Annotated in this window: 18 protein-coding genes and 1 pseudogene; 12 read left to right on the top strand and 7 right to left on the bottom strand. The window is 71.1% G+C overall.

Going from position 1 to position 17,948, the window contains the following annotated elements:
* The first annotated feature begins 176 nt into the window (after nt 1-176).
* The 9 genes and pseudogenes from ACTOQ1_RS01165 to ACTOQ1_RS01125 all read left to right on the top strand — a co-directional run.
* A complete protein-coding gene (locus tag ACTOQ1_RS01165) occupies nt 177-806 on the top strand; it encodes a hypothetical protein (protein WP_440063739.1) in 630 nt (209 codons plus the stop codon).
* Nucleotides 807-819: 13 nt separating this feature from the next.
* Nucleotides 820-1,209: a hypothetical protein gene (locus ACTOQ1_RS01160; RefSeq protein ID WP_440063737.1), complete on the top strand. Its 390-nt coding sequence runs from the start codon at nt 820-822 to the stop codon at nt 1,207-1,209.
* Nucleotides 1,209-1,997, top strand: a complete 789-nt coding sequence (locus tag ACTOQ1_RS01155; RefSeq protein ID WP_440063736.1) for a hypothetical protein — start codon at nt 1,209-1,211, stop codon at nt 1,995-1,997. Before ACTOQ1_RS01160 ends, ACTOQ1_RS01155 begins: the two co-directional genes overlap by 1 nt.
* Nucleotides 1,998-2,096: 99 nt before the next feature.
* Nucleotides 2,097-4,004, top strand: a complete 1,908-nt coding sequence (locus tag ACTOQ1_RS01150; protein WP_440063735.1) for a hypothetical protein — start codon at nt 2,097-2,099, stop codon at nt 4,002-4,004.
* A gap of 98 nt (nt 4,005-4,102) precedes the next feature.
* Nucleotides 4,103-4,435, top strand: coding sequence for a hypothetical protein (locus tag ACTOQ1_RS01145; protein WP_440063734.1), 333 nt, complete (start codon nt 4,103-4,105; stop codon nt 4,433-4,435).
* A 12-nt stretch (nt 4,436-4,447) separates the two neighbouring features.
* Entirely contained in the window at nt 4,448-4,642 is a 195-nt protein-coding gene (locus ACTOQ1_RS01140) for a hypothetical protein (RefSeq protein WP_440063732.1), read from the top strand.
* Between the two features lie 65 nt (nt 4,643-4,707).
* Nucleotides 4,708-5,064: a hypothetical protein gene (locus ACTOQ1_RS01135; protein WP_440063731.1), complete on the top strand. Its 357-nt coding sequence runs from the start codon at nt 4,708-4,710 to the stop codon at nt 5,062-5,064.
* 238 nt (nt 5,065-5,302) lie between these two features.
* Nucleotides 5,303-5,491 (top strand): helix-turn-helix transcriptional regulator, encoded by a 189-nt coding sequence (locus ACTOQ1_RS01130; RefSeq protein ID WP_440063730.1) that lies wholly within the window; start codon nt 5,303-5,305, stop codon nt 5,489-5,491.
* Nucleotides 5,492-5,711: 220 nt separating this feature from the next.
* Nucleotides 5,712-5,795: pseudogene (locus tag ACTOQ1_RS01125) on the top strand (acyl-CoA dehydrogenase family protein); the annotation flags it as partial.
* Between the two features lie 137 nt (nt 5,796-5,932).
* On the opposite strand, the gene ACTOQ1_RS01120 reads toward ACTOQ1_RS01125, so the two are convergent.
* The 4 genes from ACTOQ1_RS01120 to ACTOQ1_RS01105 form a co-directional block, all read right to left on the bottom strand.
* Complete coding sequence (locus ACTOQ1_RS01120) at nt 5,933-6,391, bottom strand: hypothetical protein (protein ID WP_440063729.1); 459 nt, start codon at nt 6,389-6,391, stop codon at nt 5,933-5,935.
* Nucleotides 6,392-6,738: 347 nt separating this feature from the next.
* Nucleotides 6,739-8,694 carry an alpha/beta fold hydrolase gene (locus ACTOQ1_RS01115; RefSeq protein WP_440063727.1) on the bottom strand — a complete coding sequence of 652 codons (1,956 nt, stop codon included), beginning with the start codon at nt 8,692-8,694 and terminating at the stop codon, nt 6,739-6,741.
* A gap of 288 nt (nt 8,695-8,982) precedes the next feature.
* Entirely contained in the window at nt 8,983-9,648 is a 666-nt protein-coding gene (locus ACTOQ1_RS01110) for a response regulator (protein WP_440063726.1), read from the bottom strand.
* Complete coding sequence (locus ACTOQ1_RS01105; RefSeq protein ID WP_440063724.1) at nt 9,645-11,186, bottom strand: sensor histidine kinase; 1,542 nt, start codon at nt 11,184-11,186, stop codon at nt 9,645-9,647. The genes ACTOQ1_RS01110 and ACTOQ1_RS01105 overlap by 4 nt, the downstream gene beginning before the upstream one ends.
* 371 nt (nt 11,187-11,557) lie before the next feature.
* Between ACTOQ1_RS01105 and ACTOQ1_RS01100 the strand changes: the two genes are divergently transcribed.
* Complete coding sequence (locus ACTOQ1_RS01100) at nt 11,558-12,904, top strand: glycoside hydrolase family 6 protein (RefSeq protein WP_440063723.1); 1,347 nt, start codon at nt 11,558-11,560, stop codon at nt 12,902-12,904.
* Between the two features lie 132 nt (nt 12,905-13,036).
* On the opposite strand, the gene ACTOQ1_RS01095 is transcribed toward ACTOQ1_RS01100, so the two are convergent.
* A complete protein-coding gene (locus tag ACTOQ1_RS01095; protein WP_440063721.1) occupies nt 13,037-13,540 on the bottom strand; it encodes a MarR family winged helix-turn-helix transcriptional regulator in 504 nt (167 codons plus the stop codon).
* 77 nt (nt 13,541-13,617) lie between these two features.
* Between ACTOQ1_RS01095 and ACTOQ1_RS01090 the strand changes: the two genes are divergently transcribed.
* A complete protein-coding gene (locus tag ACTOQ1_RS01090) occupies nt 13,618-14,040 on the top strand; it encodes a DoxX family protein (protein WP_440063719.1) in 423 nt (140 codons plus the stop codon).
* Between the two features lie 182 nt (nt 14,041-14,222).
* Nucleotides 14,223-15,080, top strand: a complete 858-nt coding sequence (locus ACTOQ1_RS01085) for a hypothetical protein (protein ID WP_440063717.1) — start codon at nt 14,223-14,225, stop codon at nt 15,078-15,080.
* On the opposite strand, the gene ACTOQ1_RS01080 is transcribed toward ACTOQ1_RS01085, so the two are convergent.
* On the bottom strand, nt 15,016-16,998 hold the full coding sequence (locus ACTOQ1_RS01080; protein ID WP_440063716.1) for a tetratricopeptide repeat protein: 1,983 nt from the start codon (nt 16,996-16,998) through the stop codon (nt 15,016-15,018). The genes ACTOQ1_RS01085 and ACTOQ1_RS01080 overlap by 65 nt on opposite strands.
* Nucleotides 16,995-17,891 (bottom strand): SIR2 family NAD-dependent protein deacylase, encoded by an 897-nt coding sequence (locus tag ACTOQ1_RS01075; protein WP_440063714.1) that lies wholly within the window; start codon nt 17,889-17,891, stop codon nt 16,995-16,997. The genes ACTOQ1_RS01080 and ACTOQ1_RS01075 overlap by 4 nt, the downstream gene beginning before the upstream one ends.
* Nucleotides 17,892-17,948 lie beyond the last annotated feature (57 nt).

The following is a 17,948-nucleotide window of genomic DNA, read 5'->3' as shown; positions in this document are numbered from 1 at the left end:
CGCCGCCATCGCGAAGGCACGAACAGGCAGGGAGAAGGCCGAAGCGTCCTGGGATTGGGTGCGCGCCGAAATGGCCGCCCTCGCGAAGGACGACCCCGCCAAAGCTGACCAGGGGTGGCAGTCCATCGCCGCTGATTTAGAACAGATCGCCCGCGACACCGTGAAGGAGGCAAACCGTGCGCCGCATGACATCCCCGTTCGCTCTCGCTGATGACGTCGAGCAGGAGACGGCCACCGTCTCCGAGCAGCTCGCCGAGGTCGTGCAGCTGCGCAGCGACCCCACGGTGGCCACGGCCACACCGGTTCGCCCTGCAGGGCTGCTCGCTCGGGCGGCTCACGCGAGCACCACAGCGCTCCGCCGGGTGGTCGACGCCGCCGGCCGGGGTTACGCGGACGTGCTGGGTGAGCGTCTGCCGTCGCTGGCCGAGCTGGTCGAGCAGTACAAGGCCGTGCCGTCCGTGCCGCGTGAAATCGGCGCGCTGTTCTGGGCGTACCGGGCGTATGGCGGGGTCGCGGTGCCGCTCACAGCCGCCGCGCACACCCTGCTGTGGCTGATCTGGTACCCCTCGCGCCTCGTCGAGTCGCCGCCGGCCCGGCTGCCGTCGCTCGTCGAGCTCGTCGACCAGTACGGTTCGGCGCCCCTCGACTCGGCGGTGCTTCGCGGCCTCTACCGCGCGTACGGGTTCGGCCTCGTCGTCCCGGTCAACGCCGTGGTGCAGCCGCTGCTGTGGATCCTCCGCTACCCCGCGCGGCTGTCCGTGGCCACCGCGCACACCCTCGTCGCCCTTCTGCTGTTCCTCATCTGAGAGAGGTCCCCTCATGCTCGTTGCCATCCTCGGAGGGCTCGCCTACACCGCCGTCCTGATCTGCCTGGCCCTGCCGCTGCGCAGGTGGGATGTCGACAAGCTCGTCGCCGGGCTGCTCATCGCCGCCGGGCTCGGCCCGGTGTTCCTCATCGTGTGGGCGGTCGACCTGGTGACCAACGACACGGCGACCATCGCCATCGGTGTGGTCGCGCTGTGCCTGCTGCTGTGGGTGGGCATCCACTACATCCGTGACGCCAAGGACGGCAAGGTCGACAAGCCGCTACGCGGCGTCGCACTTCTCCCGCTGCTCACCGTTGTGATCATGACGGCGACGGTGACGTTCACCTTCCTGGCTGAGCAGGCCGAGCGCGGCACCGACGCGATCATGTCGCAGGTGAACTGATGATCATCTCCTTCCTGCTGCTGGCCGCGCTGGTCGCGCTCATCGGCGCCATGATCTTCCGGAAGGACGCCCGCGTCGCCGTCAGCGGCGCGTGGCGGTCCGGAAGCCGACAGGCCGCCCAGGAGTTCCGCGCGGGCTACAGCGCGACCCGCAGGCGCTACACGCAGGCGCAGACGTACCTGCGGCGCGACAGCCCAGGGTGGAAAGACCCCCGCCGCTGGATGGCCGCGCTGCTCAAGACCTGCGGATGGGGCGCGGTCGCGGTAGGCGGCACCGCGTACGGCGGATACCGCACGGTCGTCGCGGCCAAGCGGGTCGGCCTCACCACCTGGCGAGGTGGCCGCGACAGCTACCGGGCCTACAAGAACGCCCAGCCGTTCGAGGTCGAGGTCGTCGAAGACCCGAACGTCGAGGTGGTCACCGAGCCGGCCCGGGACGACGAGCCCGCCGAGCCCCCGCCTGAACCTCAGCCCACCCCGGAGCCCGACCCGGCTCCGGATCCCAGCCCCCAGACCGAACCTGAACCGCAATCACAGGAGGACCCCGACATGGCATTCAACGGCGAAGCGAGCGGCCTGGCCAGCCTGCGCAGCCTCTTCGAGGGCGCGGCCGAGACCGCCGAGCAGGACGTCGTCGCGATCGACGGCATCCAGGCCGACCAGCTCAGCAAGCTCGCCGACAGCGGCGACGTCCTCACCAAAATCGGCGAGGTGTCCGAGACGGCCGGCCTGTACGCCCAGCAGCTCAGGGCCGTGATCGACGCGATCGACGAGCTGACCAACGGCTGACGGTTCGAGTCGCCGCCCGCCCCGCAGCACCAGGGCCGGGCGGGCGGCGGCTCAATCCGCCAACCTCCCCGCCTCCCCTCGACGAGGAAGAAGCACACGGTGCCCACCAAGCAGGACAAGTCCACCGCGCCGCCCACGCCGGCCGACGACAACCAGGCCCGCAAGGTCGCGGTCCGCAAGATCGCGTGGCGGCAGCGCCGCGCCGTCGCCAACCTGCTCCCGCTCGCGTGGATCGTCGGCCTGCAGAGCATCGCCGTGGTGATCTCGGTGGCCGCCGTGGTGCCCGGGGCGAAGCTCGGCGCGGTGCTCGCCGTCATCGCTTCGGTGCTGATCTGGTTGGAGCGCCGCGGCGGCAGCCCGTACTCGGCCGCGATCGTCGCCGGGGTGCTGTGGCTGATCCCCGCGTACCTGTGGGGGCCGTTCGGCTGGACGGCGCTGACGCTGTGGCTCGTTGGGCCGCTCGTCTCCGCGCCGTTCCTGCGTGACCACCAGACCCGGTTCCGGCACCGGCCCGAGCCGGTACAGGCCGCGGTCGTCGCCGAGGAGCCGAAGCCTGAGCTGGAGGCCGGGCCTGCACCGGAGCAGGTCAGGTACGAAGAGCGCGTCATTCCCAACAACCTGGTGTTCGCCGGTACCCGCCTGGACAAGCCGGAGCCGGTCGCGGGCGGGTTCACCGCGCGGATCATCGGCGAGCCCGGCAAGACGGAGCTGTCGAAGCTCCAGACCGGCACGGGGACGATCGCCTCGGCGTGGCGGGGCCGCCCGGATCAGGTGACGATCGAGGAGACCTCGGACGGCGACAACTCGCAAGCTCTGCTGACGGTCATCACCCGCGGCGACAACCTGCAGCGGGCCCGGTACCTCGAAGAGGATGGCGCCGCGATCGACGTGGCGACGGGCATCGCCCGCATCGGGTACTTCAACGACCTCCGGCCTGCTCACTGGTCATGGTGGACGACGTCCGGCGGCGCGCAGATGGGATGCAACTGCGGCACCACCGGCAGCGGGAAGTCCGGGTTCGGCAACTTGAAGATCTGCCTCGCCCACGACTGCCCGGTCATCGTGACCGTGCTGCTCGACGCGCAGGACGGCAGCTCACAACCGGACTGGAACGGCAAGACGCACCGCTACGCCGAGGGCGTCGAGAACGTGTTCGGCGAAGTGCAGGCCTTGGACTACGTGGCCAAGCGGCGCGCCCACTACATCTCGCACGCCCAGTGGTCAGACAGCCGGGGACGCGAGCGCGTCGGTAAGTCGTACCTGGTGCCCGGTGACCCTGACCTCGGCGGGATGGTCCTGATCTACACCCTCGTCGAGGAGGCGCCGCTGCTGTTCCAGGACGAGGTGTTCGGCCCCCGGGCGATCAAGCTGCTGGGGCCGGGGGCGAAGACCTACCGCAAGCCGGGCATCGGCCTGGACATCTTCACGCAGAACCTCGACTTGGGCGAGCTGGGCCGGAGCCGGTCGTTCCGCGCGAACATCGCTGGGGGCGGCAGCATCGCCGCGTTCCGTACGGGCGCCTCGACCGATCACAAGATGGTGGGCCTGGCCAACGACCCGTCGAAGCTGCCCGAGTACTTCCCGAACGGCGACAAGACTCACGGCCTGGGCTACCTGCGCGGCCTGGACCGCCGCCAGGCGACCATGCGCCCGCTGATCCCGCGCGATCAGTTCGAGATCGCGTCCCGTCCGGCGGCCGGCCGCTTCGACGAGGTGACCCTGGGCTTCTACGACGAGTACGCCGCCACGCTCAAGGGCGGCCGGAAGGCGTCCGCGCCGAAGGCCGCCCCCGCGCGGGCCACGTCGGGCGACGTGCAGGCCGCCTTGGAGGAAGTGCTCGCCGCCGCAGACGGGCCGCTGGATCTCGGGTCGATCGTCGCGGCCTGCGGCCAGCGGATCCAGGGTTGTTCGCTCGGTGAGATCAAGGCCGGGCTCGCGGCGCTGGAGTCCGCCGAGCTGGCGTGGCGCACCGGGACCACCTACGCCTACGTCGACCAAGGGAGGTGATGCGCCGACCGCACTCGTGACCGATGTTCATCGCCCTGGGCCGCCGAACCCGACCAAGAGAAGGACGGCCCAGGGCTCCTCAAAGAGGAGATACCACCATGGCACCAAAGCCCAAGATCACGAAAGAGATCGGGCCGTGGCCCGGCGAGGAGCGCCCTGCCCAGTGGCGAGAGCCGCAGAGCGTCCGCGACGCCTACGACATGACCCTCGCTCGCGAAAGAAGCCCGATCATGACCCGCGTCCGCTCCGCCGTCCTCGTCCTCGTCCTGACCCTCATCTTGCCGCTCACCGCGTGCGGCGACCCCTTCGCCGAGTCGTTCGGTGAGAAGGCGCCCGAACCGCCCGCCTGCTCCGCAGGGGTGACCTCACCATCGCCCGGTCCTGATCCGGTTCCGGCCGACTCGTACATCCCCGGCGACGCCCCCTGTTGACGAAGGAGAACTGTGATCATCAACGGTGACCGAGACGTCGAGGTCAGCGGCCCGCCGCTGGTCATCGTCATCGACGGCGAGAAGTTCGAGGCTCGCGCTCTGCAGCGGATCATCGCGCTGCGCTGGGCCATGGAGCAGTGCGGGCCCGCGGCCACCGTGGAGGCCGTGCTCAGAGCGGCCCTTCTGTTCGAGAAGCACCTGAGGTAATCCGCTGTTGTCCCGCCCGGCGGCCCCGGGCGGGACAACGCCCTGTTTGAAGAAAGGACAGTTCAATGGCCGTTTTCGCTGAGAACTCCGCCCCGTCCCAGACAGCTGTCCGCTTCTGGGCGCGGGTGTCGTGCGCGCTGGTCATCCCTGCGTGGCTGTCGGCCGTGCAGGTCGCTGCGCTCGTGCTCGACGTGGCGGGGCGTCAGGGGCGCCTGGTGATCCCTGTGGTCGTCATGGTGGTCTGCGCGGCCCTGTGGTGGCTGGAGCGGCTCGGAGGCAGCGCGGTGGGTGTGGCGATGACCGGAGGCGTGGCGTGGCTCCTGGCGTCCGTGAGCTGGGGTCAGCTCGGGGCGACGGTACTGATCGCGCTGAGCCTCGGCCTGCTCGCGACGCTGACGTGGAGCGCAACGCTCACGAAGTGATCGCCGAAGCGCCTCAGGCAACGCGCACATTGGAGAGATCTTCGGGGGGTTGCCGAGGCTTGGCGATACTTGCCGACGATTGCCGTTACGCACCTGACGCACTATTATTCACCTAATGCGTCATATGCGTCTGATGCGTCAGAGCGGGTAGGTCTGATCACCTATGAGATGAATAGGGGCTTTGCCCGAATTCATGGTGACGGCTGTTTCCCGGACTGAAGACCCTGAGGAGGGATCGGTGGCGGAAAAACACCTGACGCCGGGTGATCTTGCGCTACGGGTGGGCGTGCCCCTCGGCACGGTCTACCAGTGGAATTCGCGCGGTGGTGGCCCGCGCTTCATGAAAATTGGCAAGTACGTCCGTTACAAGATGGCGGATGTCACTGCGTGGGAAGAGTCCCAGTACGTGGATCAGGCGACTGGGTGACTTGGTGATGTTGGGCGGGTCGCTTCCAAGGGGATTTCACTGTGTGTGACCGGCGACTTCGCGGGCCTGGCGCGGCCGGTCGGCGTTTGATCTTGCTTCTAGTTCTGCCCCAGTTCTGCTAGAGGGCGGCTACCAATGGCAAATGATCACAAGTAACAACAAGAGATTTCCCAGCTCAGAGGGACAATGGCGACGAAGCCGCAGGGTAGCGAACTTCGTCGCCAAGATCCTGGAGATCGGCGAGGGCACCAGCGAGGTCCAGCGGATGCTCATCGCCAGAGAGCTCGGCCTGAGCGGCCTCTGACCCGCGGACACCTGGGACGGGGGAGGGCCGGTCCGGATGAAGGCCCTCCTTTCGCGCGGTGGCGAACCGCTCGCGCCGGCGAGGGTCTTTCCCCGGTACGGGCGGGGCGGCGGGGGCGGCCCGGTGCCTGGGGTCCCCTACCCGCAGTTGCCGAAGGCTTTGCGGCCGCCGGTCGCCTCGGCATAGTCCAGGCGGGTGTCCCGGGTGCTGCCCCAGTACGAGACGCACTTGCCTCGGGCCTTCACCTTGACCGGCCCGGCGTAGTACTTGAACTTGCCCGCGTCGGTCTTCGGCTTGCCGCCCCGCACCGTCAGGGTGGCGGTGGTGTAGGTGGCGGTCCGGTAGAAGGCGGTCTTGATGCTGACCACGCAGTTGTAACCGGTGCTGCGGTTGTACATGAGGTAGACGTGGCCGAAGGTGTCGCGTCCGGACTTGAGGGGACGGACGCCGTCCTTCACCCGGGTGAACCCCGCCCCGCAGACGCGCTCGGGAGTGTAGGGGGCGGAGGCCGCGTACGCGGTGTATGCCGGGTTCGCCGCGAGAACACCGGCGGCCAGGGCCGTCACGGCGACCATCTTCGGAACCGACCTGATCACTTGTCTACCCTTCGACGGTGGGCCGCGGCGCGTGCCGCGGCGGATCAACCTATTGATCTTGGCTCATATCCCTGCTTTCCGGCAACGGGCACCGGGACGCCGGTCGCGCGGGAGCCGGGGCTCTCCGGCCCCGGCCTTGCGACCGGGGCACGACTCCTCGCGGGTGTCGCCACCGATCCTCCGCGCCCGGCGCGCCCGGTGTGCCGTACGCGGGGAAACCGGCCCGGCATCGGGTCGTCGCCCTGCCTTCCCCCCGCCTCCCGTCCCGCCGATACCGGCTGAGGCGGTCGTGCGGAAGAGCGGCCCGGCCCCCGTGAGGGGCCGGGCCGCCCGGCCGGGCCGGGGTGTCAGTGCGAGGGGATCGTCGCGGTGAAGCCGCGGCCCGCGAAGGTGCCGGAGACGGCGGTGTCGTCCTGGGCCAGGAACGCCTTCCACGACAGCTCCAGCGCGTGCGAGCCGCCACCGTCGTCGCCGCCGGTGACGGTCAGCCGGGCCGTGGCACCGCTGCCCAGCCGGACCTCGCCGTTCACCGTGAGGTCGCCGACGAAGCGGACGTCCCGCAGCCGGACGGTGCCGGCCTTGTCGTCGTACGTCAGCCGGCCACCGCGCAGGCCCTCCTGCGTGGCCGGCGACCAGGGCGGGGTCCCGTGGGGGTTGCGCCTGGCGGTCGCGTCGGCGACGGTGGCGAAGGCGGCGGCGAGGACACGCCGCTCCTTCGCGGCCAGGCCGGTGCCCCGTGCCGGGGGCACCTGCGCCACGGTCCGGGGGAAGGAGCCGAGGGCGCGGTAGTTCGCGTCGTCGCAGCGGGGCCGGTCGTCGTAGGCGGCCGGATCGGTGAGGAAGGCACGCATCGCGCCGCGGACGCACTCGTTCACCCCGACGCCGGTGGTGAGGTTGTGGCCGGCGAAGCGTACCCGGGAGAAGGTGGAGTCCGGGAAGCGCCGGGTCACCGCGGCCGCCTCCGCCGGGGTGGTCGAGTCGAAGTCCCCTCCCAGGGCCAGGACAGGCACCTGAGGGTGTTCCGCGCCCGGCGGCACGGGCGGGCTGACGCGGGGAGCCGGCCAGTCGACGCAGATGTCCTGCATGCCGAGTATCGGCCTTCCCGGAGTCGGTCCGGCCAGGTCGGTCACGTCGAACGGCCGAAACGGGCGTTCCCTGTCGTAGTAGCGGGTCAGCCGCCGCCACCGCTCGTCGGCCGGGGCGGTGCGCTCGAACGGGAAGGCGGTGTCGGCGCACACGTAGGAGAGCAGGCCCGCCAGCTCCGGCGCGCGCAGCGGCTGGCCCGGCGCTTCGTCGACCACCCGCGTGAGACGGCGCAGCGGGTGCGGGTCGCCGTCCAGGTAGGCGGCGACCGCCGCGCTCGCCTCGCGGCCGATCATGGGTAGGTAGAGACTGTCCGGCAGCTTCGCGAGGGACGAGAGCCGCAGTTCAGGATCGGGATGGGCGCGCAGGTGCCGTACCAGGCCGGAAAGAAGGTCGGAGGGATCACCCGGCAGGCGGCGGCAGGCGCGTGAGGGGGCGCAGGCCACGTCGAGCAGGTCGGCGCGGGACCGGATCCGCGCGGCCACGTAGCCGTCCTCGCCCGTGGGCACCACGCTGTCGAGCAGCACGCCGGAGAGGGTGCCCGGGTGGCGGGTGGCGTACGCCTCGGCGAACAAGGTTCCGTATGAGATGCCGTAGAACGTCACCTTCGGCACGCCCAGGGCGTCGCGGACGGCGTTCATGTCGGTGACGGCCTGGTCGGCGGTGAAGAACCGGCTACGAGGACCGAGGTGGGCGGCGCAGGCCTTGACGGTCTCCCGGACCGCCAGGTCGAGCCCCGGGCAGAGCAGCGGGGCGGGCTTCCCCAGCCCGCGCGGCTCGACCACCAGGAGGTTCTGCCGGTCGAGCACCGGTCCCAGGGCCTCGGCCAGGGCCGGCACCGCGGGGAGTGCCGACAGCGGGCCGCCCGGATTGGCCAGCACGGTCCCGGAGGCCGGGCGGGAGGTGTCCTTCCTGGGCAGCCAGGCGAACGCCACCGTGATCCGCTCCGAGGCCGGGTCGCCCCAGTCGAGCGGAACCCGTATCTCCCCGTCGCAGCGGGTCTTCGCGGCGGCGCACGGATGCCGGAACCCGCCCGCGGCCCTCCCCGCCTCTCCGGTCGGCTCCCCGGTCGCGGTTCGCGCTGCGGCGGAGGGCGTGTCGTGGCCGCGGGCGGCGGCGTTCGGGGCGGTGAGGAGCGAGAGGAGAACCGTCCCGCAGGTTCCCGCCGTGACGAGCGCCGTCGCGGCCCGGCGTGTGATGGATCGCTGGTCTGCGTTCATGTTTCCAGGCTCGTCCACGACCGGGCCCCGTCCCTCACCACCGGGAACGGTTTCCCGCCTGGGAACCGGGCACCGGTCGCGCCCCCGTCTGGGAGTACGGTCCCAGACGGGGACGAGGAGCCGGGCGGTGCCCGGGAGGGGCAGCCGGTGTGTTCGAGAGGCGGCACCCCGGTCGTGGCGAGCAGCCCGAACGCGGCAGGGATGCCGGAGGGAGCGGCCGGTGTGCCTGGGAGGGGGTGGCCGGCGTCGCCTGCGGCGTGGCAGTGCCCGGGGGAGGCGCCGCAGAGGTCAGCCGGTGGTGCCCGGGGTGACGAAGCCCGCCTCGTAGGCGACGACCACGGCCTGGGCGCGGTCGCGGACGCCGAGTTTGGCGAACAGGCTGGTCACGTGGTTCTTCACGGTGGAGGCCGCCACGTCGAGCGTTTCGGCGATCTCCGGGTTCGACCGCCCGCGCGCGATGAGGACCAGCACCTCCCGCTCGCGGTCGGTCAGACCGGCGAGTTCGGGCGGCATCGTCGCGGGCCGGGGCCGTACGGCGCGGACGAAGGTGCCGATCAGCCGGGTCAGCAGCCGCGGCGCGACGACCGAGTCGCCGCGGTGCACCACCCGCACCCCCTCCAGCAGTTCCTCGGGGGAGACGTCCTTGGGCAGGAAGCCCGAGGCCCCGGCGCGCAGGGCGTCGACGACGTACTCGTCCAGGTCGAAGGTGCTCAGCGCGAGCACGCGCACGCCGGGCAGCTCGGCGGTGATCCGCCCGGTGGCGGTGACGCCGTCGGCCTCCGGCATGTGCAGGTCCATCAGCACCACGTCGGGCAGCAGGTCGCGGGCGAGGGCGAGCGCCTCCTCGCCGTCGCCCGCCTCTCCCACCACGGAGAGGTCGTCCTGGGCGTTCAGGATCATCCGGAAGCCGGAGCGCACCAGCGCGTGGTCGTCGACGACCAGCACCCTGATCATGTCTCCCCCTCCCGTTCGGCGGGTTCCCGTCCGGGTTCTTCCTGTACGGTCGCTTCCCGTTCCGCCGCCTCCCGCTCGATCGGCCTGCTCGCGGCCGGGGGGCGGCCGGCCGCTTCCCGGCCGGCCGGGCCTTCGCCGGCGTCTCGCCGTCCGTCCGTCCCCAGCACGGGGAGAGGCAACCGCGCGTGGACCCGGAAGCCCCCGCCCGGCAGGGGGCCCGTCTCCAGCCGCCCACCGCAGAGTGCCACACGTTCGGCCATGCCGCCCAGCCCGAAACCTCCACCGGAGTGGCCTTCGTACCTCTTCCCGGCAGCGGCCGTCCCGGGTCCGTCGTCGATCACCTCCACCTCGACCGCGGCGGGCTCGTACCCGACCCGCACCCTCACCGGGACGTTCCCGGCGTGCTTGCGCGCGTTGGTCAGCGCCTCCTGGACGATGCGGTAGATGGCGTGGTCGACCGCGGCGGGCAGCCTGCCGGAGGTGCCGGTCACCTCCAGGGAGGCGGGCTGATCCGCCTCGCGGGCCCGGCCGACCAGCGAGGGCAGGGCCGCGGCCCTGCGGGCGGGAGAGCCCGTCCCGCCGGGAGAACCGGGTCCATCGGGAGAGCCCGTCCCGCCGGGAGAACCGGTTCCATCGGGAGAGCCCGGTCCACCGGGAGGACCCGCCTTCCCGGGGAGGCCAATTCCCGCGCCGGTGGGGGAGCCGCCGTCCACGGGGGCGGCCCCCGGGCCGGCCGGGTCGTCCACCCGGTCGGCGCGCAGCACGTGAAGCAACTGCCGCATCTCCGCCATCGCCTCCCGCCCGGCGCGCTCGGCGCTGAGCAGGGCGGCCTCGGCCCCGCCAGGATCGCGGGCCATGGTCGTGCGCGCCGCCCCCATCAGGACCTGCATCGTGCTGATGTTGTGGGCGACCACGTCGTGCAGCTCGCGGGAGATGTGGCGGCGCTCGGCCCGTACGATCTCCTCGGCGAGTTCGGCCTGCCTCCTGCGGGCGGTCTCCCGGCGCAGCCGCACCAGCCTGCCCAGCCCGACGAGCAGCAGCGGGACGAACACCCCGAGGGAGCCGGAGTCCTGGCGTTCGGTCCCGGTGGCGAGCTGGACGGCCGTCGACACCGCCGGGTAGAACAGGCCCACCGCCACGGCCGCGACCCAGGCACGGCGGGCCGCGCCGTGGCTGCCCGCCGCGTACAGGGCGAGCATCGCCTGCAGGCCGTACCCCTGCCAGCCCGTCGACACGACGATCACGCAGTCGCAGACCACGGTGACGGCCACGACGGTGATCGGCCGGCGCCGCCACCACACCAGGGCCGCCGACGAGACGGTGAAGAACGCGAACGCCAGGACGGACATCCCCTGGGGGGAGAACCTGTCCTGCAGGACGGCCAGGGTGACGTACACCGCCCACACGCCCAGCGCGAGAAGCACGTCGGCGACGCGTGAACGGCTCGCCGCGGGCCATCTCCCCCTGAGCGCCGAGAGCCTGCCCGCGAACCACGCTCCCGTCCTCGCCCCCACTGCCTTGAGCGTGTCCCGCGCCATGCCGGACACGGTTCGTGTCGCCTCGGGAATCCTCACCGTCGCGGTCGTCCGCGGCGCGGCCACGTCCGGAACCGGGCCGGGTGGCCCGCGGAAGGAGGGATGAATCCGGCGCCCGACCGATCGGGGGCGTCGCGAGGGTGGGGGAAGGTCTCAGATGCCCGGGCCATAGGGAACCAGGGTTCCAGACCACGGGCCTCCAGGCCATGGCCTCCGGGACGGGCCTGGGGTAGTGAAACTTTCAACGCACGCCAGGGGCGTTCGCACAGGTCAGCGTGTAACGGTGTGAGGCGGCGCCTGTGCCCACTACGTCGGAGAGGGGTGCGGCACATATGGTGGGAGCGCTCCCATGCCTCCCTCGAAGGAGCCGTCCCATGCCAAGAAGGTCGATCCTGGCCACGCTCTGCGCGGCTCTGGTGATCGCGTCAGGTGCCGCGGTCGCCGTCGCCTCCGGCGCGTCCGCCGCCGACTCCCCGTTCTACGTCGATCCTGAGACCGGTGCCGCCAAGTGGGTCGCGGCCAACCCCGGAGACTCCAGGGCGCCGGTCATCCGCGACCGGATCGCCGCCGTGCCGCAGGCCCGCTGGTTCACCACCACCAACACCTCCACCGTGCGCGGGCAGGTGTCGGCGTTCGTCGGAGCGGCGCAGGGAGCGGGCAAGATCCCCATCCTCGTCGTCTACAACATCCCCAACCGCGACTGCAGCGGCGCGAGCACGGGTGGCGCGCCCAACCACACGGCCTACCGGCAGTGGGTCGACGAGGTGGCCGCCGGTCTCCAGGGACGCCCGGCGTCGATCATCCTGGAGCCCGACGTGCTCCCGATCATGACCAACTGCATGAACTCCTCCCAGCAGCAGGAGACCAACGCCTCCATGGCGTACGCGGGCAAGAAGTTGAAGTCCGCCTCGTCCTCGGCGAAGGTCTACTTCGACATCGGGCACTCGGGATGGCTGTCGCCGTCTGAGGCTGCCAACCGCCTGAGGGCCGCGGACGTGGCGAACAGCGCTGACGGCATCTCCGTGAACGTCTCCAACTACCGGTGGAGCTCCACCGAGATCGCGTATGCCAAGAACATCATCTCCGCCACCGGGGTCTCCCGGCTCCGCGCGGTGATCGACACCAGCCGCAACGGCAACGGCCCGCAGGGCAGCGAGTGGTGCGACCCGCCAGGTCGCGCGATCGGCACGCCGAGCACCAACGCCACCGGGGACTCGATGATCGACGCCTTCCTGTGGATCAAGCTGCCGGGCGAGGCCGACGGCTGCATCGCCGGGGCCGGGCAGTTCGTCCCGCAGCGCGCCTACGACCTGGCCATGGCGGCCCCGCCCGTCACCCCGAATCCCACGCCCACCCCGACGCCCACGCCCACCGTGACCCCGACCCCGACCCCGACCCCGACGCCGGGCGTGGGCAGGGCCTGCACGGCCGCCTACAAGCTGGTCGGCTCCTGGCAGGGCGGTTTCCAGGCCGAGGTGACCGTGCGGAGCTCCGGCACCGCGGCCGTCGCGGGCTGGACGGTGAGCTGGTCCTTCCCCAACGGCCAGAGCATCACCCAGCTCTGGAACGGGCAGCACACCCAGAGCGGCGCGAGCGTCTCGGTGCGGAACGTGTCGCACAACGGCAACCTCTCCCCGGGCGCCTCGGCGTCCTTCGGGTTCACCGGTAACTGGTCGGGGAGCAACGGTGCGCCCTCCTCGGTCAGCTGCACCGCCGCCTGACCCGGTGGTGCGGCCGTGATCCGGTACGGCTCGCGCGGTATGCCCCCCGCGCGAGCCGTACCGGATTCTCCCGTCTTCGCCGCGGTTCCGTGGCCGAAAGGGAGAACCGCTCCCTCGGGTTCGTTCCGCGCGTTACCCTGGGCTTTTGCCCGGGCGGTGGGTGCGCAGCGGGCCCGCCGGTGCCGCCTTCATGGCCGCGGTGGCCTTCGTCATGATCTGCCGCATGGTCTCGACCTCCTCGGGGGTGAGCCGGTCGATCAGGAAGGCGCGCACGACGGCCACGTGCCCCGGCGCGGTCCGCTCCAGGCAGCGCACGCCCTCCTCGGTGAGCACGGCCAGCACGCCCCGCTCGTCCGACGGGCATGCCGCCCGCGTGACGAGCCCCCTCCGCTCCAGCTGCCCGATCTGGTAGGTGAGGCCGCTTTTCGAAACGATCAGCCGGTTGGCCAGCTCGGTCATCCGCATCTGCCCGCCGGACTGCTGGGAGAGTTTCGCCAGGATCTCGTACTGGGCGTGAGTCAGGTCCGAGTCGGCTTTCAACTGGTCCTCGACGCGGCGCTCCAGGAGGTGTGTAGCGGCCACATAGGCCATCCACGCGGCCATCTCGCTCTCATTGAGCCATCTCGTGTCGCTCACCGAAACATTGTACGGCTTGTTCAAATTTGAACTAACCGCTATGGTTTGTACAAATTCGAATGACAGGAGGAGTCAACATGCTTGACCAAGTACGGCCGTACGTCCTGTTGCTTGCGAGGATCGCCCTCGGCGTGATCTTCGTGTTTCACGGTGCGCAGAAGTTCCTGACGACGGGATTGGCCCAGACCACCGCGTCCTTCGAGGCCTCGGGGATCCCGCTCGCGGCCGTCGCCGCACCGGCGGTCGCCTTCACCGAGGTCGTCGGGGGCGTCGCCCTCATCCTGGGCGCGGCCCTGCCCGTGTTCGGCCTCCTGCTCACGCTCATCATGCTCGGCGCCATCTTCTTCGTCCATCTCGCCAACGGCTTCTCGGTGAGAGACGGCGGTTACGAGTTCGTGCTCGCCCTCGCCGCCGGCACCCTGGCCGTCGCCTTCAGCGGCGGCGGGGCCCTCGCCGTCGACGCCCTCTGGCAGCGCCGCCGCCAGCCGGCCACCGTTTAGCCGCTCACGGGCAGGGCCGTCAGGGCGGTCAAGCCGGTCAGGACGGGCGCGGGCCGAGCAGGTGCGGCCGGAGACCGGGATTACGGATGCCGGGCCTTTCCGCAACCGGAGGGCCCGGCCGACCGGAATTCACGAGATCGAGAATCGCGAGATCCCACCCCGGACAATGGGCATAGCTATGCATGGCTATTTCGACAGCGCCCGAAGAGCTGGGGGTCGGCGTGCGTTTGCTCCAGAGAATCGGCAGGGATCTCAAGGCTCGGCAGCACATCGACGCGTACGCTCTCACGGTCGTCCTCTTCGCTTTCGCATTTCTCTCGATCTTCGCTGAAAAGCTGGACGTCGACCTCAGATGGGCGGTCCTGTTCTCCGGAGTCGGATTGCTCCTCTACCGGATCACCCTGCCCGCGGAGCCGGCCGAGTCGCCGGCCGGCCTTCTGCACGACCGTTCCGTGTACGACGTGGTGCCGCTGTCGTCGCTGCTCGCCCAGGCGCGCGACGTGCGCGTTTTCGCGCCGTCCGCGGTCAACCTGCTGTCGGCGCAGACCTGCGAGCTCATGCGCAACACGGTGCTCGCCCGGGAGCGAGGAAATGTCAGGATCGTCATTCTCGACCCCCAGGAGAAGGCGGCCGTGCGGCAGGCCGCGAAGCAGCTGGACGATTCGATCGAGTTTCCCGTGCAACGGCTCCCCGCCGCGCTGGACAGCACGATGGAACGCCTCCGGCTGATGAGCGGCTGGAAAACGGCGGGCGAGTTCGAATACCGGCTGCTTTCCTACAGCCCGGGATTCAGCCTCGTGCTCGTCGACCCGGAAACCCCCAGGGGCCGTGTCATCGTGGAGATCCACGGCTATCACAACGCGTCGACCTCCTCGCGCATGCACCTGGAGCTGACCCGCGGTCGCGACGAGCGCTGGTTCGCCTACTGGCTGAACCAGTTCGACCACATGTGGGAGGCGGCGAGGCGCGACGATGTCACGCCGTTCTCCGCAGGAGCTCCTCGGCCTGCTTGCGCAGATGCGGCGGAAGTCCAGGAGTGACCGCGCCGAGCGCCCGCGAGGCGAGCCTCTCCGCCGTCGCGGCCCCTCCCAGCAGGGCGTGGACGCGCGCGGCCCGCACCAGGACAGGACCGCTGTCGGACCCGTCGGCGAGCGCGTCGAGGATCTCCTGCTGGGCGGCGTCGAACCGCCGCTCCAGGGCGAGGGCCAGCGCCCTGGCGGCGATCGTGGCCGGCCGCTGGTGCCTGCGGACGAGGTCCAGGTCGCGCAGGGCCTCCGAGGCCTTTCCGAGGTCGGCCAGGATCTCGCCGCGCAGCGCGAGCGCCTCGGCGGGGGGCTCGTCCGCGAGCGCCACGGCCCCGTTGAGCAGGGCGAGGGCGGCGCGCGGCTGGCCCAGGTGCCACAGGGCCTGCCCGAGCGCCAGATGCGCGGGCAGGTCGTTGGGAACCCAGGACAGGGCGGCGCGCAGCCGCTCGACCGCCCTGTCGTGGTGTCCCTGTGACAGCCAGAGCCGTCCCTCCCCGGTCAGCGCGGAGGCGACCCCGTTGAACCGCTGGAGCGTCGCGAACATGCCGGCCGCCTCCTCGAACCGGCTCAGCGCGCTCTCCGCCTCACCTTCCGCCGACGCCACCTCTCCCAGGATCAGCAGGGCTTCGGCGCGCACCCAGGTCTCGCCGCTCCCCGCGGCGCGGACGGCCTCCTCCGCGAGGCCGCGGGCCGTCTCCCAGCCCTGTCTGGCCAGGGCCAGCCTCGCGTCGCCGAGATAGGCCGCCGGGTGCCGCGACTGGCGCACCGAGCCGATGAGGCGGTCGTGCTGCAGCTCGTACCAGCGGATTCCCAGCCGGTGCTCGCCCCGCAGGATGTGGGAGTCCTCCAGCGCCTTGGCGACGGCGTTCGGCATGCCGGCCGTCTCGTGCAGGCCCTCGTAGACGGTGTTGCGCGTCCCGTGCTCGGTGACGAAGGTCCTGCGCAACCAGGAGCGGATCTCGCTCGAGGTGACGCCGGACTCGGCCGAGACGCGCGCGAGCATCCGATCGCAGAAGCCGGTCAGGAACCGGTCGACGTTCACGTGCAGGTTCACGTGCTCCACGCTGATCTCCCGGAGGCCGGAGGGCAGCGACTCCCACAGCGCGGAGCAGACGACCTGCAGCTGGACCGGTTCGACGGTGTTCAGGGTCAGAGTGGTGGTCTGTCCCTCGTCGTTGGAGATCGGGACGGTGCGCAGGTCGTCGACGAGCCGTTCCGCGGCGCCGGGGGCGAAGAGCCGGCCGGTGCCCTCGAGCGGCCTCGTGGTGGCGTCGAGCGCCGCGGCGCGGGTGAGCGGCAGCAGCTGGAACCGCGCCCGCGAGCCCCGGCCCAGCGGGCGCTCGTGCGGCAGGACGGAGGCCAGATACTCCTCGCGCAGCGACAGCAGCAGGTGGAGGCCGTCGTGGTCCTCCACCGCACTCGCCAGCTGGCGCAGGAGTCCGTGGCGTTCCTCCTCCCGGTCGAGCGGGCCGCCGAACAGCTCCTCCGCCTGGTCGACGGCGACCAGGACGGGGACGGGGTCGCCGTACCTGTCGACGCGTTCCGGGCGTTCCGCCAGGAAGTCCGAGACCGTCAGCCCGGCCAGCGCGGGCAGCGGGCGGTCCGGAGCCCAGGCCGACAGCAGCGCCAGCACGTAGGGGTTGCCGGTCACCTTCGGGCGCAGTGCGGTGATGCCGCGGGGCGACACGCGGGCGACGGGCAGGACGTCGGCGCGCTCGGGCTCCACGCGCGGCAGGACACCCGCGTGGAGAAGGGACGTCTTGCCGACCCCCGACGCCCCGAACAGCACGGTGAGGCCCGTGGCCTGCCAGATGGTGGCGATGTCGCGGGCCTCGCGCTCCCGCCCGAAGAACAGCGCGTGCTCGCTCCGCTCGTAGGGGCGCAGCCCCACGTACGGCCGGATGGTCCCGTCGCCGCGGGTCGGGGTCGTCATGGCTTCCGTCCCATTCTCCGCTGGAGCTCCGCGCAGAACTCCGAGGCGGTCCCCAGGAAGATCGAGATGTTCCAGCGGTCGAGATAGTGGGTGATGTAGCGCCTGGCCTTGTCCTCGGCGGACTCGGCGGCCCCGGCGTCGCCCGCCGACCCGTTGACCTCGGGCATGAGCTGCACGCTCACATGCCGCCGCTTGTTGCTGCGGGGCGTGTTGCGCACCAGGCCGTGGAACAGCACCCGGAACGTCCAGTCCTGCAGGCTGTAGCCCACGAACAACAGCGGCCTGGTGGTCATCGCCCGCAGGATCGGGGTCGGCAGCGGGTGCCGCCCGTCGGTGGCGACGGCGTCCACCATGTTGACAAGGTACGTCAGGTAGTCGGCCTCGGTCAGCACCAGCGACGCGGGCTCCGCCCAGCTTCCGTGCAGGTGGTAGACGACGGGCCGCTCCACCGTCGGCTCCGGCAGGAAGGGGGCCGCGGCCGGGTCGGTGTCCCACCAGGGGGAGACGGCCACGTGGGGCTCCTTGCCCTCCGCCCGCAACGCCTCGGCCAGGAAGTCGTCGTAGTTCGTCGTGAGGAACGTCGTCACCGGGAAACCGGCCAGCAGCCGGTGCGGTTCCCCGGGATCACCCGTGGGAGGCCGCCCGTGCGAGCGCAGGTGGCCGCAGACCGTCTCCTTGAGGTCGACCGGATCGCGTACCACGGCCTCGCCGTACTGCATCACGCGGGCCAGGTCGCCCGCGTCGGCGAACGGATAGCCGTAGTGGAGGGCGTACCGGTTGCTGAGGACGGTGCCGGTGGGAAGGGTGCCGGCGCAGGCTCCCGCTCCGAGAAAAGGGGCGCAGTCACCCCTGCCGAGCTGGTCGATCAAACGTTCCCAGTCGGTGTCGTCCACGGCTCCACCATGTTTGTCGACAAAGAGCGTAAGTCTCGCACTCCAATGTCGCACATC

The organism is Streptosporangium sp. OZ121, assembly GCF_051918885.1.
Taxonomy (GTDB): Bacteria; Actinomycetota; Actinomycetes; order Streptosporangiales; family Streptosporangiaceae; genus Streptosporangium.
The sequence above is the reverse complement of the archived record's forward strand: the minus strand, read 5'-3'. Positions and strand labels throughout refer to the sequence as shown.

Coding starts and splice junctions, on each gene's coding strand:
- ACTOQ1_RS01160 (WP_440063737.1), top strand. CDS start 820: ATGCTCGTTGCCATCCTCGGAGGGCTCGCCTACACCGCCGTCCTGATC.
- ACTOQ1_RS01155 (WP_440063736.1), top strand. CDS start 1,209: ATGATCATCTCCTTCCTGCTGCTGGCCGCGCTGGTCGCGCTCATCGGC.
- ACTOQ1_RS01145 (WP_440063734.1), top strand. CDS start 4,103: ATGGCACCAAAGCCCAAGATCACGAAAGAGATCGGGCCGTGGCCCGGC.
- ACTOQ1_RS01135 (WP_440063731.1), top strand. CDS start 4,708: ATGGCCGTTTTCGCTGAGAACTCCGCCCCGTCCCAGACAGCTGTCCGC.
- ACTOQ1_RS01115 (WP_440063727.1), bottom strand. CDS start 8,694: ATGAACGCAGACCAGCGATCCATCACACGCCGGGCCGCGACGGCGCTC.
- ACTOQ1_RS01110 (WP_440063726.1), bottom strand. CDS start 9,648: ATGATCAGGGTGCTGGTCGTCGACGACCACGCGCTGGTGCGCTCCGGC.
- ACTOQ1_RS01105 (WP_440063724.1), bottom strand. CDS start 11,186: ATGGCGCGGGACACGCTCAAGGCAGTGGGGGCGAGGACGGGAGCGTGG.
- ACTOQ1_RS01100 (WP_440063723.1), top strand. CDS start 11,558: ATGCCAAGAAGGTCGATCCTGGCCACGCTCTGCGCGGCTCTGGTGATC.
- ACTOQ1_RS01090 (WP_440063719.1), top strand. CDS start 13,618: ATGCTTGACCAAGTACGGCCGTACGTCCTGTTGCTTGCGAGGATCGCC.
- ACTOQ1_RS01085 (WP_440063717.1), top strand. CDS start 14,223: ATGGCTATTTCGACAGCGCCCGAAGAGCTGGGGGTCGGCGTGCGTTTG.
- ACTOQ1_RS01080 (WP_440063716.1), bottom strand. CDS start 16,998: ATGACGACCCCGACCCGCGGCGACGGGACCATCCGGCCGTACGTGGGG.